At 40.8% G+C, this 13,448-nt stretch carries 13 protein-coding genes; 2 read left to right on the forward strand and 11 right to left on the reverse strand.

Going from position 1 to position 13,448, the window contains the following annotated elements:
- Positions 1-19: 19 nt before the first annotated feature.
- Genes ACN6MV_RS20160 through ACN6MV_RS20180 form a run of 5 tightly spaced genes read right to left on the reverse strand, consistent with a single transcriptional unit; the run spans position 20 to position 4,821 of the window.
- On the reverse strand, positions 20-454 hold the full coding sequence (locus ACN6MV_RS20160) for a hypothetical protein (protein ID WP_042129274.1): 435 nt from the start codon (positions 452-454) through the stop codon (positions 20-22).
- A 49-nt stretch (positions 455-503) separates the two neighbouring features.
- A complete protein-coding gene (locus ACN6MV_RS20165; protein WP_052414651.1) occupies positions 504-2,516 on the reverse strand; it encodes an alpha-amylase family glycosyl hydrolase in 2,013 nt (670 codons plus the stop codon).
- Position 2,517: 1 nt separating this feature from the next.
- Positions 2,518-2,742 carry a hypothetical protein gene (locus tag ACN6MV_RS20170; RefSeq protein ID WP_419884713.1) on the reverse strand — a complete coding sequence of 75 codons (225 nt, stop codon included), beginning with the start codon at positions 2,740-2,742 and terminating at the stop codon, positions 2,518-2,520.
- Positions 2,743-2,747: 5 nt separating this feature from the next.
- Complete coding sequence (locus ACN6MV_RS20175; protein WP_419884714.1) at positions 2,748-3,659, reverse strand: DUF1611 domain-containing protein; 912 nt, start codon at positions 3,657-3,659, stop codon at positions 2,748-2,750.
- A gap of 19 nt (positions 3,660-3,678) precedes the next feature.
- Complete coding sequence (locus ACN6MV_RS20180; RefSeq protein WP_042129280.1) at positions 3,679-4,821, reverse strand: DUF1611 domain-containing protein; 1,143 nt, start codon at positions 4,819-4,821, stop codon at positions 3,679-3,681.
- A 200-nt stretch (positions 4,822-5,021) separates the two neighbouring features.
- On the opposite strand from ACN6MV_RS20180, the gene ACN6MV_RS20185 reads away from it, so the two are divergent.
- Positions 5,022-5,933, forward strand: a complete 912-nt coding sequence (locus tag ACN6MV_RS20185) for a LacI family DNA-binding transcriptional regulator (protein ID WP_042129282.1) — start codon at positions 5,022-5,024, stop codon at positions 5,931-5,933.
- Between the two features lie 49 nt (positions 5,934-5,982).
- The gene (locus ACN6MV_RS20190; protein WP_042129284.1) at positions 5,983-7,248 is read left to right on the forward strand and encodes an MFS transporter; all 1,266 of its coding nucleotides are present in this window, start codon (positions 5,983-5,985) and stop codon (positions 7,246-7,248) included.
- A gap of 21 nt (positions 7,249-7,269) precedes the next feature.
- Here ACN6MV_RS20190 and ACN6MV_RS20195 read toward each other — a convergent pair whose 3' ends face one another.
- The 6 genes from ACN6MV_RS20195 to ACN6MV_RS20220 form a co-directional block, all read right to left on the reverse strand.
- Positions 7,270-8,022, reverse strand: coding sequence for a hypothetical protein (locus ACN6MV_RS20195; protein WP_042129286.1), 753 nt, complete (start codon positions 8,020-8,022; stop codon positions 7,270-7,272).
- Positions 8,019-8,507, reverse strand: coding sequence for a GNAT family N-acetyltransferase (locus ACN6MV_RS20200; protein ID WP_419884715.1), 489 nt, complete (start codon positions 8,505-8,507; stop codon positions 8,019-8,021). Before ACN6MV_RS20200 ends, ACN6MV_RS20195 begins: the two co-directional genes overlap by 4 nt.
- A 14-nt stretch (positions 8,508-8,521) precedes the next feature.
- Positions 8,522-9,553: an aminoglycoside phosphotransferase family protein gene (locus tag ACN6MV_RS20205; RefSeq protein WP_076120723.1), complete on the reverse strand. Its 1,032-nt coding sequence runs from the start codon at positions 9,551-9,553 to the stop codon at positions 8,522-8,524.
- 132 nt (positions 9,554-9,685) lie between these two features.
- Positions 9,686-10,258, reverse strand: coding sequence for a DUF305 domain-containing protein (locus tag ACN6MV_RS20210; protein ID WP_419884716.1), 573 nt, complete (start codon positions 10,256-10,258; stop codon positions 9,686-9,688).
- Between the two features lie 62 nt (positions 10,259-10,320).
- Positions 10,321-11,085, reverse strand: a complete 765-nt coding sequence (locus ACN6MV_RS20215) for an ABC transporter ATP-binding protein (RefSeq protein WP_042129292.1) — start codon at positions 11,083-11,085, stop codon at positions 10,321-10,323.
- A 15-nt stretch (positions 11,086-11,100) separates the two neighbouring features.
- Positions 11,101-13,440 (reverse strand): FtsX-like permease family protein, encoded by a 2,340-nt coding sequence (locus tag ACN6MV_RS20220; RefSeq protein ID WP_419884717.1) that lies wholly within the window; start codon positions 13,438-13,440, stop codon positions 11,101-11,103.
- Positions 13,441-13,448: the final 8 nt, after the last annotated feature.

Genomic DNA, 13,448 nt, shown 5'->3' on the forward strand with positions numbered 1-13,448 from the left:
CATGCTTCCTCCCAATCTCTCAGTTTTTAGATAGAGAATAACCCGTAAAATATTCCCACCATGTGTTCTGTTCCAACAACGGAGGAGAGGCATGATCTCTTTGAAAGGAGAGCCAATCCGAATAATGCGTTTCACCATCCTCCAGAACATGCAAAACTTTAGATCTCGAAATGGATACAAACGTTTGCGCTTTTTTAATAATCCCTAAATCGGCATAAAAATAACGGTTTTCCACACGGGGGAGTCGCATTTCTATTGTTTCTCCAAGAGACTGTTTCACCGGAAAGAGAAAACGTGAGAATTTATTATCTACTGAAAGTGTAGTTAAACGAACCGCCTGCTGTAATTCATACCATGATGCATTAAAATGCCTAGAAATAAGATTTCTCATGCCTTCGTCCAGAGCTGTCTGAAATGTCAATCGTTCCCCATCATACTGCAATCTTTCTTCCATACTTGGCATCTCCTAATACAGATTAGATACCTCCAGTCGAACATTTACATTAACTCTGCCATTCTACCGTAATTTCAGATACACCTTCTCGCGGGGTCGTAAACTTATGTGGCAATCCCTTTTCCCTGTCCACCGATCCGGATTTATTTTTCTTAAAAAGTATAAATTCCACAGTACAGTCTGCCGGCAAGCTGATATCACAGTACCAGGAAGGATAGCGGTATACGATATGGTTATAAAACGGACCCCTCGCGCGATCTATCTCCCACTCTCCAAGCTCATACACATTTCCTGACACATATATCTGCGAAGCATAATCTGTGAACGCATTCGTTACTACGAAGCGCACTGTTACTAATGGAGCTGTCCAGACTGTTAAACGGCCGGGCAACAGAAATTCACTTTCTTGACCCGTTGTCCCCATAATCTTGTGGCTACCTGCCGACAAATACGGAATACGTGCAACAATCTCATCAGCTTTCCAAGAAATAACGTTTGCACACTGACCGCCAACAAATAAACTTCCTCTATCGCCCAGATGTCTTCCATGAATAATAATCTCATTGCCTGGTACGCCTGCTTTAGGATAATAATGTACGGCTACTGGCTCTTCTTGCTCAGATTCATATGCGTACACATAAGCAGATTGTGGCGCCAGTACCTTATAAGACAATCTTCCTCCACTATTAATACAGATATCATTGCCTGCAAATACTTGTTCCAACAAGCTGGAGTACTCCCCTTTTGGTAGTGAAGTCACCATCTCAGGGATCTCATGTGTAGATTCTTCTACATTCAGCATGATTAAAGCCACATCTCGCTTATAGCTCCGTTCAAACACCAGCACTCTATTAGTCATGTAAAGTACCTTTATTCCCCCGTAAGCAATGGCGAAGTTCCGTTCTCTTAAACGATTAAGCTGAGACAGTATTCGATACGCTGAAGTTTCTCTGTTGAATGCACTCATCATAGCGCGATTATTTGGATCATCCCCACCGCACATATACTGTTCGGTTCCATAGTATACCAAGGGAATTCCAATTGAAGTGAGAAGCAAAGACAACGCTAGATCCGTAAGTGAGGGATTCTCATGAACAGTAAAACGAGTCATATCATGATTATCCAAAAATATAAGTTGATCATATAAATGTTCGTAGCTATTGGCAGATCCGCTTAACATATCGATGAACTGTTCAAATCCACCTCCCCCATGAAAAATACTCCGTAAAGTATGGCTGAACATAAAATGAAGCAGGCTTATTCCGCTATCATTGGCTAAGGCGGCATTATCACTCGGGCTTTCATGGGCATGCAGAAACCACTCGCCGAATACAAATGCTGGCTTGTAGGCATGAATACATCCTGAAAATGATTTCAGCCAGCCTGGCGGAATATGTTTAGCCGCATCAATTCGTACTCCGTCAACCCCATACTCCAGCCAGAATCCAATACCTTCACGTAAAATAGCATCCACTTGCGGATTCATTTGATCCAATCCAGCTAGATCATACAAATTACGGTAGAGAGAGTCTTCTGCATCCAAAAAATCCGTTCCGCCATTATGGAGAAAGACCCTCTCCATATCTCCCGAGTAAGATGCGATAAACTGACCTCTGCGGTACAAAGCACCGTTCTCCATATAACCGGGATTAAGCTCCAGCGCCGGAGAAGTATGATTAGGTGTGAAATCAATAATCACCTTTAGCCCCTTCTCATGAGCGACGTCTAGCAGCTCCTTGAATTTATCCAGTAATCCAAAGTAAGCATTCGCCTTTAGGAAGTCTCGAGGCCAATAACCGTGATACGATGTCGTACCTCCTTCATCCCCCATACAAGTATGGACATTCTCTACTGGCTGAGAAATCAGGATCGCCTTGAACCCCATTTCCGTAATATAACCGTCCTTAATTTTGCGAATTATCCCTTCCCAGTCCCCACCTAAGTACTTTCGGAGATTGGATTGATCTGAGCTAAACAGTTCTGCTGAGGGGCGAATTCCGGGATCACCTTCAAAGAAACGATCCGTAATAATCTGATAAACAGAGTGTCCGGGATTTAACATATCACTTTCCTCTACCGGCAATAGAGGAGGCATTCTCTGCTTCCAATAACAAGTTCATCACATCTGCTGCTTCTTCGATTAGGTCTACATGAATTAGAAACTTTTGTTGTAACTCTACTTTACGGGCTATCCGCCGCTCATAGGGATAAGTTTCGTACTGTCCATAGGAGGACTCTATTTTATCAGGTAACAGCAGCGAGATTGGACGCTTGGAATAGATTCGCAATATTTCTATAGCACACGAATTTGCTCATCATCATTAAATCCAACGATTAATAACACATGATCCGGATTAAAAGACTTTAACATAGCAAAGCGGAGTGAATTGAATGCAATATTAGAGGTAGGAAGTATGGAGCTTTGCCCGGCCATGATAATCCATTCATTGCCGTTACGTTCAGAATGGTCAACAACTGTATCAATATAATAAGGATATTGTTCCAACGGCCGTTGTGCCAGAAATTTGAAGATATCGCCTTCCGGTTGACCAAACAGAAAGCCTGTAGGTTCAGTGATGAACGCCGTTACTGGAATGTCATTCTTTTTGAATTCTTTGAATAGCTTCATTTGTAAGGTAAACTTGCCGATGCAGCCTCGAGTGGCGAAGATTCCGATTCTTTTAATTTTTTTGGGGATAGAGAACATGAGGGCTTCATTCTCAAATTGCTTTAGGTATCGTTCCGTGTTAGAACCTTCCGTACCATAACGTGCGTCCATGTCTTTAAAAAGGTTGCCACGAGATCCGTGGATTACCTCGATCTTAATCTGATTCTCTTTCATCCAGCTCAATGTATCCTGATCATAGATATCATGAACGCTGATAACACGTATACCTCTCAAAACTGCATAGGTTACTAATTTCCGCCACAATCCAGACAAATCATTTTCGTCAAAAATGCCCTTATTTCCACCGAAGGAGGTACCTGGATCATTTAAGATTAACGTATCTACACCCGCTAGACCCTCTTCTTGGGAAGCATAAATAAAGATATCTGATAGAGTCCCATCAACAAGTTCACCGGCATCACAGCCTGCCTGAAAAACGAAGTCAATGACTGAAACAATTTCTACATCCAGCAGATCGCGAAAACGGATAAGACCCTGTGTAATTTTATTGAATGGATAAAGAGCTACCTTCTTCATATTCACAGCCCCCCGCAGTTTATTGACTGATGGATTTCCTATGCTTAATCAGTTCACTGGTTAATTTGCCGATATCCAGTACGCATTCCACATGGTCTACGTCAAAACGACTTCGGATTTCTTGTTTTCGCCGCTCCATTTCTTCAGGTGTTTTGAATTCGTATTGTCCAAAATCAACCTCATATTTATCTGGAATAAGGATTGCAAAAGAGCGGCTTCCATTTCCATAAATTCTTAGAATATCAAGACTATCTCTGATTTGCTCATCATCGTCGTACCCAGCTATGAGCACTGTCAAATCAGGACTGAAAGCCCGCAAATAAGAAATTTTTGTAGCAGCAATAATGAAATTCTCATTCGGAAGCAAAGAACCTTGCCCTGACAAAATAATAAAATCACAGCCGTCATTCTCCGCATCCCGAACAGCAGCATTAATATAGTACGGGTATTGATTTAGAGGTCTACGAGCGATGAACTTCATAATATCTCCGCCTGGCTGATTAAACAGAGATGCGGTAGGCTCGGTGATAATCGTCCTTACCTTCTCTCCTGCTTTCTTGAGCTCTCTAAACAAAGACATTTGTGCCGTAAATTTACCTAGACATCCACGTGTCGCAAATATGCCCACCTTGCAAATCCTTTGATTATAAGTTTTGATTTTGGTATCCAATTCAAAATAATTTAAATAGGTAGTTATTTCATCAGTAGGAGATGGAAATGCATACTCATCAACCATTCTACTCACCAATCGATCTGGGATTTGCTCATCAATATCGATTGTAATTTGGTTCTCTTCCAACCATTGAAGTGTGTTTTGATCTAAAATCTCGTGGACACTAATTATTCGTATGTTATGCTCATGCGCCGCGAGTACTAGCACTCTCCAAAGCTCTTTAAGATTAAATTCTCCGTATACGCCTTCGTTGTTACCAAACGAGGTTCCCGGGTCATTGAGGATCAGCGTATTCGCTGACCGAAACGCTTCTTCGATATTGTCCGTGATTGGGATACCCGCAGCTGCGCCTTCGATTAACTCTCCTACATCGCAACCCTTATGAAGGACAAAATCAACCACTGCCGTCACATTAAAATCCGTCAAATCTCTGAATCTGAATATCCCTTGAGTGATCTTGTTAAAGGGATATAACACTACATTCTCCATTCGCAACCGCCTCCCCTATTAGATTCTGATGGACAAAAAACCGATAAGCTTAATCGGTTAAGCCAATCCTACAATAATTTCCCAATTATTTCAATATAGAGAAATTTGATACTTTAGTCTCGGCTCCTTCCAGGGATTGACGCTTTGGAATCGGAATGTTAATCTTTAGAAATATCATACAAAAAGGGAGTCGTTTACTGGTGAAAAAGACTACAATGAAGGACATCGCGCTACGAGCTAATGTCTCCGTTGCAACTGTGAGCTATGTTCTGAACCGCGTCGATAACCAAACCATTCCTGAGAAAACCCGTAATCAAATTCTACTCCTCGCGGAAGAACTTCATTACATTCCTAATCTAGCAGCCCGTTCACTTGCCAATAAAAAAACGGGATTGATAGGCGTGCTTGTCAATAATTCTACCCAGTTACCTCCTTGGAAGCTCTACGCGCAATTCACATTTATTCGTGCTTTGGAACAGCGATTAACAGATGCCGGATATCATACACTTTTATACTCTCTTGGTACTGATCACCCTTCACTCGATATCATCGTCGAAAGAAAACTCGAAGCCGTCTTTCTGATCGATGTCCAAGATGAATCCTTCTACTCGATTTCCAAGCATTTTGTAGAAGGTGTTCCCTTGATTTTGATCGACAGTATGGTTGAAGATAAGCTGTTTAAGCAAGTTCTTTTCAATTATCGTTTAGCGCTACAAAAGGTAATGCCGGAGGATCCTTCAGAGGTGTGTTTAATTATGGAGAGCTTCAATAACTCCCTCCTCACTCGCTTTATTCAAGACAGTCTTCCTTTATCTGAAAAAGCTATATTCAAAGTTCAAAATCTGGAGGAATTGAATACAATTTTATCCAAGGGGATCTTCAAAGAAGCCATCGTTATTAATGAGTTTATTGGGAGTTATGTTGAAAAATCCGGGGTATTCTCACGTCTTTCTGTTCTTTGTACCTGTAATTGCCCAGAAATGCTTGGTGAAAATGTGCAGAAATTTGTATTCACAGGGGATAAGGCAGCCACCGCTTTTGAACTGATGCAAGAGTTATTAGATCGCTCTGACTACCCCGCACAAGAGAATAATCGTTATTTTGTGGATTAATTTTTTTTGGATATTGACTTAAGCGCTTAAGTAGAGAGGAGAGTAACCAATGACAGATCCCGCTTTAGCAAAACATGCATCCACCGCCGTTCAATCCCATCCTACCCTTTGGGGAAACCGGAGATTTATGCTACTACTCAGTTCTTATTCCATTTCCCTGTTTGGAAATACCTTTCACAGCATTGCTTTAAGTTTATGGGTGCTTCAGACAACCGGTAGCGCTAAAATGATAGCTATTATTACGATCATCAATTTATTGCTCAGTTCATTCCTCGGATCGATAGGAGGTACACTGGCAGACAGGATCAACCGCAGAACCATTATGTTGGTCACAGATCTGATAAGCTGTGGTTTAGTAGTTACGCTTGCTTTAGCTATATCTATGTCTTCAACATCATTCGTTATCGTGGCCATATTGACGGGACTTACAACTGTCTCTGCATTATTCCAATCCCCTGCTTATCAAGCTTCTATCACCACTGTTGTTGGCAAGGAGCATGTTCAAAAAGCAGTCGGGATTCTGAACTTGTCGGAGAACATCTGTCGAACGATTGGGTTTTCAGCTGGAGGTATTTTTGTAGCAAGTTTTGGTGCGGCCGATGCCATCCTATTTGATGGAGCTACATTTTTTGTTTCCTTTCTACTGGTTCTTGCTGTCCGCTCCCTTCCACTGCCAAACCGAGTGAATAACGGACCTAAGGAAGAAAGAAAATTCACGCAGGATCTTGCGGATGGCGTTCGTTATATTTGGAAATACCCCTTCGCACGAGCAATTATCATCATGCTCCCCACGCTCACTTTGTTCTTTATGCCTTCCCTGATGCTAACGCAAGTCATGGCCGTCAAAGTATGGAATTCTAGCCCCTTTCAGTTTGGTCTGATGGAAGCCTGTATTCCACTAGGTTATATGATTGGCTCGAGCATGATCTTGTTTCTCGGCTCCAAATTAAAGAATCGAGGCTTCCTCATTATGACTGGACTGTTATGTCTGGGTCCCATGTACCTCCTGTTATCGTTCGTCACTACCGCTGCGTTAGCCATTCCCATCATTCTACTGATTGGCTTCATGTTCTCATTCTGTACATTGCTGATCAATACCATTCTCAGACTGGAAGTTTCGGAGGACATACAAGGCAGAGTTTTCGGTGTACTTGGCTCCATTATGAGTGTAGCGCCCTCTATTGGCCTTACAGCCGTCTCAGCCTTGTCTGATCATTTCAGTCCAGCCCCTGTCATGGGTTCCATCGGTGTATTGCTACTACTGTTTGCTTTATCGACGTTGACTAAGTTAAAGGTGATTCGTGATTACAGGTAAATTCACAACCTCTTATGAACATTAGCGCCCATTTTTCCTTATTACGCGCCTATGTTGAAGCTCAATCAGTAATTGAACAACTGTAATGATCAATAAGAAAATTCCCAACACACCTGTTAAAAATGGATAAATCAGAGGAAAAATTACACTTGGATAACTTTTAGCAATATCTGAATAGTAACCCATACCCATTAGTGCAGTACCCGAAAATTCGATAAGCTTGACACCTAGAGGATTATCACTTCTTTGAGCATAACTCAGTGATTTTTCTTCTATGCTGCCATCATGCGAAATCGTGATTATTTTCCATTTTTGCTTTTCCATCGGCTGACTATCATCTGTAAGCCTTTGGACTATATTGATTTCTTTTTCGCCAGTCTTTCGATCCTTTACAGTAAGGATATCTATCCATGAGAAATATCTGCTTCCTCTTTCCCGATTAGACAACCATATTTCATCAGGGGTTGAGATTTTCTGATCATTTAATAGAAACTGCACTTTGACAATATCACCAGGCGGGACATTCTCCTCTTTATCCCAGAGCGTCAATTCTGCAATCCTGCCTGTATTTTCTTCTTCAATTTTAATATGCTTATCGTCAACCACTAGTTCTTGAACGTTTAAAGTGTTATACCCTTTTTCAGCATGGTCTATCTTATAACGCTGTTGGATCTGATCTGAAATTATATACTCACGGATATAGTTGAACAACGGGCTAAAAGAAATCGCTAACAAGAAAAATGAAATCGTCGATAAATACATTATTTTCTTCATAATGAATCCTCGTGAGCGATCGTCAGCTTGAAATTTTGTCTTGAACCGCCTTCGGGGCCATTTGGAACTCTATTCTGCATAGGAACGAAATCAAACTTCTGATAAAATCTTCTAGCAGGTTGACCTTCTGGATGATCCTCTCCAAAAGTAGTAACCAATATCTCTGAGGGAGCTTCAACACTTTGTAGAATATGGTTAAGTAGGGCTGTCGCTACTCCTCTATTTCTTGCTTGCTTTGAAACTGACAACCAACCAATCTTATAATTCGGGGCGTTGGACAAAGAAAATAACACTCCACCCAGTAATCGAGAACCTGATGAACCACTATTCTCTCGTATGCAAAAAGCACTTTGTCGACTGATATTTTTCTCTAAGGCTAGCGTGAAATTCGGATCATCTACCATGGGTCCAAAAAGAGACTCCACCTCTGCCGCCAGCTCCAGCCACCCTTTTATATCTTCCATGGTAGCGTTTACTACATTCATATATAAGTTCTCCTTTAGTAGACTTGATTACACCATTCAATACACTCTGGAATAAAATCAGCGTAGTCCTTTAACCCTAATATACTTCTGGTTACTTCAAGGGTTCCAAGTTCTCGCTCCGTATCATCCGTACTCTCTATTCCAAGTGATCGTCTGATATTATAAGCTAACCATTCTAGCTTCCCATGAAAACCATAGTTGAGAACATCGGACCAGTTAGCATAAATCCCGCCACCATGACCCAGGTAGGTACTAATAAGTGTGCAGAAGGCATCTTTGCTTACACTTCCCGATTCAAAACCTGACCAATAAAGAGCTACATCAATTAACTCTTGTGTTGGATGGATAGGCCCTGCTGCTTCCCAGTCAATAATAATGGGTACGCGATGCTCATCCCATAGTACATTTTTTTGATCTAAATCTCTATGGCTGATTATCATATGATTCGATAATTGTTCCGCTGAAGAATCTACTAGTTGTTCCCAATGATTTATTTGGCTCAAGTGATCTAATAGCAAGGCAGACCATTCCACACCCTCCTGTTTTGCTTGTAGAGCATACTTATTCCAAAGAACGGTGGATGTATTTACTGGCTCAAGATTCACATTAGGATGATGATCAAGAAGTGTAGAGAAATCGATCTTATGAAGTTTTGCAAGGAGTTCGCCAATCACTTTGCAGCACTCCATATCAATTTCTCCTGATGACAAAGCTTTACCTTCGACCCATGGAAACAATAAATAGAATTGACCCTCAATTTCATGCATAAAACAATCATTGGTTACAATCGCCGGTACCGCATTTATTCCATTTTGATAAGCCATATTCGCAACTTTTTCAGAAAGAGTATAGTTGTACATAGCAGTATCTCGCTGCATAATTTGAGGGTTTAGAGCTTTCACTGCATAAAGCGCTTTGTCCGTTTGTAGACGATACATTCTGTGAAGAAGGCCGCCTGTTACCTGTTCAGGTTCATTTTTCAGATTACCTAACTTGTATTTTGCACATAGCATTTCAAAATTTAAGTTATAATTCAGATCTCCCATGTTATGTATTCCTTTCCTGATAGAGTAAAACATATAAAGTATATCTCTATAACTCTGAGCCGTAAACTAAAGAAGCAATTGCTTTGATCCGGAGATCCGGGGTAAGCAATCGCTTTAATGGATAAGGCTATATTAGCAATGATCGAGTTGATTTAATAGATTTTTTAATTGCTTAATACCTTCGCATTGGGTTGTTATAATGGCATACAGAATTGGTTTGAGCTCTGGGCAAATATTGAACTGAAGAACGTTATTTGACATTCGCACAGCACCTTCATGATGAGGAATCATCTCTCGTACAAAATTAGCATTCACTCCGTTGGTTACAGCTGCAGATCCCATTTCCGCGAACATAGTTTGCGCTATTTTCTCGAACCTCTTCATATACTGAGATCGTTCGAAATCTGTATTTGTCAGCATTCTGCATTTACACTGAATAGCTTGCATATTGGAGATACTATTAGTTTGTGCTGAAATGATATTTGTAGCGATGCTCTGCAGCTCCAGATTTGTCGTGTACCTAAGAATATTCCGAGACATCTCAATGGCTGCTAGATGATGTGGAATCATCTGCCGAATAAAGGTATTGGAAATGCTACATAAGAGGGGGACACTTGTCATCCTTCTAATCATGGTTTGGAGTATCTTGCAGAATTCATTCAGATAAGCTTGGGTCACGTTGCTTAGTTTAGGGTTTCTATCCATAAAGAGCATAACTCCTTTTTGGATAGTGTATGAAAAGCATTATAGGTATGATCCTAGAACAATCAGAATCCTAATTTAAACAACCAGGCAGCCAGCTTCTCTTCCCGTTCTTTTAAGTCACCATTTAATCGATTAAATTTTCCAAGCCTGTGCTCAGAAGCTATACTGCCATCCAGCATATATAGGACACGCTCTGCCTGAGCAGCGACTTTCGCATCATGCGTAGCCAGTAGAATCGTTGTACCTGTCTGATTAATATCTATTAATATCTCCATAATTTCACTAGCAGCTTTAGAGTTCAGTGCACCTGTCGGCTCATCACCAAATAGAATATCAGGCTCATTGATGATTGACCTGCAGATCGCCGCTCTTTGCAGTTGTCCGCCCGACACTTGTGTAATATCACGCTCAGCGAGTGCGGAGATTCCGGTTTTTCTCATTAACTCAGCGGCTCTGTTATTGATGGTTCTACGACTAACAATTTTAGCTCGATAAGCGGATAAGATGATATTGTCGCGAATAGTCAGGTTTTTTAAAAGATGCATCTGCTGAAAAATAAATCCCATTTGATTTAAACGCAGTTCAGCTAATTCACGCTCAGAAAGACCACTGATGTCCTGCCCTTTAAAAACAACACTTCCTGAAGTCATCCGATCCATACCGCTGATCGTATAGAGCAATGTTGATTTTCCTGAGCCAGAAGGCCCCATTATAGCTACGAATTCTCCCTTCGATACCTGTAGATGAACATCTTTTAATACCGTTTGCGGGGTTCCTTGCCCGGTTACAAAAGTTTTATTTAAACCCTTCGTCTCTAATATGAACATACTACCACCTCACCCTCATTCGACAATCAGTTTAGATAAATTGGATTTCTTCATCGATATCGTGCTTACTACGGTTGTGAGTGCTACAATGAGCATGAAAAAAAGAGGGAGTACAAGATAAGCTACAACCGGATTAACTACAAACTGTATTTTGGATGCTCCCATAAAAGATCCGAGTAATTGAACGAATTTTTGACCGATGGTATTAGCTGCAAAGGTTCCAAGAATGATCCCAAGACCTGAAACCAATAGTAGCCTTACCTGATATTGCTTTCGAATATCTTCCAACGTAAAGCCAACGCTTCTCAAAATCGCAATTTGTGAGGCGTCCTTCGCTAGCAGCATTTTTAGAAATAAAGCTGTAATCAATACTGAAATTGATATCGAGATGGCTATGGATAAGCCAGTGACCAGCTTTAATTGGCGAATCGTATTCCCAAGCGTCTGAGATAAATAGCTTTCTAGATGAGTAACTTTGGCTGGATAAAATAACTTTGCATATTGATCCATTTTCTCCTGAACGGAAACATTCGGATTCACATCTAAAGCTACGATATACCATAGCACGGACTTCGGGTTATAAGGTAATCGGGCTTTTGCAGTTCGACCACCGTTCGTTATATCTTGGTAGATCCCGCTAACCGTCAATTTTTTCGAAGCGCCATCCACCTCCAGAATAACGCTATCCCCTACCGTTTTGTTCCATTCCTTGGCATTCAGATCAGAAAGAGCAATCTCATCTCCACTTTCAGGGGTTCCTCCGTTAACATAGGTGAGCGGAAAAATAGAGAAATCTCCTGTTTCAACATTGATGTTCTCCCATACCCCATCACTGCCTAGCACTTTAAATCGAGAAGTAATTAATGGTGAGAACTTAAGTATGTCTGGATCCTTATGTAGCGTCGTTATCAGTTCATTAAATCGCTTCTCTATTTGATCAGATGGCTGCAAATCTATTCTCATGTCACTCTGACCTACACCCATATAAGAAATAAACCGTGGGGACTGAAGAGTATTCAATATATTCACTGGCACAAGAATGATAAATAAACAGATCACAAATACGAAGAATAACAATCCGAACATGGTGAAGCGTCCATAAACATCCTTTAGGCCAAGAAAAAGATTCACATTTAGATGCTTGCGCTTACTCAGATCCATTCTACGTGTATTGCCTTTCATCTCTCCCACAGTCCCTGACCTTAAAGCTTCTACTACTGTTATACGATTAAACCTTCTAAGAATAACTCTGCAAAAGAACACAATCATCCCGAAGATCAGACCGACCGCTAAGACGGGAACAATAGGCTGAAGGATCGTTTTCGGAGCAGTCCCCAAGTACAAGGTGATATTCGCTGTAAACAATCGCACCACACCCAAAGATAATAAATATCCTAGCAGTGAGGCGCATGCTGCCATCACCATATATTTTGCCAAATAGATCCTTCTAATATCTCGCTGTGAGATTCCTATTGCTTTCATGACGCCAATCTCTCTGTAATCCTCCTCTAAGGTCGCGATCATCGTAAACCTTAAACATAGGGTGGCAATCATCATAAGAAGGATGCTTACTAAAATAATGACAACTGCAATAATCCCATCTGTCAGCGCATTCAGCGTCTTAAACAAAGGATAGTCTATCATTGGTCCTTTACCGGGCATATCTGAGGATTGATAGGTATTTCGGAACTCGCTAAGTCTACTTAAATCGGTGATTTGAAATTCAATTAGATATTCAACTTCTCCATGATTCTTCTTAAGTGCATTATAATCCGTGTCATTTACAACAAAGCGCTTAGAGCTAACAATTGCTGGATTCATTTGAATGTCACGGACAAAATCCGTAACAATAAATTTTTGATCTAACTGTCCATTGGAAAGGGTTACCTGATCACCAATGTTCAGATCATTCTGCTTTTTATAATAAATAGGAACTGCGATTTCTCCTTTAGATACCCTAATCACTTGATTCTCTAAATTCAGCAGCAAATCAAATGATGGGTTCTGCTTAACAAAACCTATATCCATTACGCTGTTCTCTTCCGACTTATTGCTGTTACCCAAGACAATCTTCGAGCCATCTATCCTTAGCATTTCTACTGTCTGTTGATTCTTAACAAGTGGATTTGTAGAGGCGAATTGTTGAATAACTGCGTTATCTATTGGACCAGCATGCATTTGAACAAAATGGGGAGCTTTTGATTTATCCAGCAAATTACTTAAAGAACCGGACAATTCCATAATGACTTGAGAAGCACAGGCAGCAAGCAAAGCCGATAACATCATAAAAATAAATAAGACGATCGTTATGATTTTATTCCTTTGAAAATCTTTTTTCACAATTTGTAGCAGCATTGACGATC

The organism is Paenibacillus sp. B-A-8, from assembly GCF_048572915.1.
Classification (GTDB): Bacteria; Bacillota; Bacilli; order Paenibacillales; family Paenibacillaceae; genus Paenibacillus_AQ.

Bases quoted from the DNA above. Each gene is read 5' to 3' on its own strand.
- ACN6MV_RS20195 (WP_042129286.1), bottom strand. From the start codon at position 8,022: ATGAAGAAAATAATGTATTTATCGACGATTTCATTTTTCTTGTTAGCG.
- ACN6MV_RS20205 (WP_076120723.1), bottom strand. From the start codon at position 9,553: ATGGGAGATCTGAATTATAACTTAAATTTTGAAATGCTATGTGCAAAA.
- ACN6MV_RS20190 (WP_042129284.1), top strand. From the start codon at position 5,983: ATGACAGATCCCGCTTTAGCAAAACATGCATCCACCGCCGTTCAATCC.
- ACN6MV_RS20165 (WP_052414651.1), bottom strand. From the start codon at position 2,516: ATGTTAAATCCCGGACACTCTGTTTATCAGATTATTACGGATCGTTTC.
- ACN6MV_RS20175 (WP_419884714.1), bottom strand. From the start codon at position 3,659: ATGAAGAAGGTAGCTCTTTATCCATTCAATAAAATTACACAGGGTCTT.
- ACN6MV_RS20220 (WP_419884717.1), bottom strand. From the start codon at position 13,440: ATGCTGCTACAAATTGTGAAAAAAGATTTTCAAAGGAATAAAATCATA.
- ACN6MV_RS20200 (WP_419884715.1), bottom strand. From the start codon at position 8,507: ATGAATGTAGTAAACGCTACCATGGAAGATATAAAAGGGTGGCTGGAG.
- ACN6MV_RS20160 (WP_042129274.1), bottom strand. From the start codon at position 454: ATGGAAGAAAGATTGCAGTATGATGGGGAACGATTGACATTTCAGACA.
- ACN6MV_RS20180 (WP_042129280.1), bottom strand. From the start codon at position 4,821: ATGGAGAATGTAGTGTTATATCCCTTTAACAAGATCACTCAAGGGATA.
- ACN6MV_RS20210 (WP_419884716.1), bottom strand. From the start codon at position 10,258: ATGGATAGAAACCCTAAACTAAGCAACGTGACCCAAGCTTATCTGAAT.
- ACN6MV_RS20215 (WP_042129292.1), bottom strand. From the start codon at position 11,085: ATGTTCATATTAGAGACGAAGGGTTTAAATAAAACTTTTGTAACCGGG.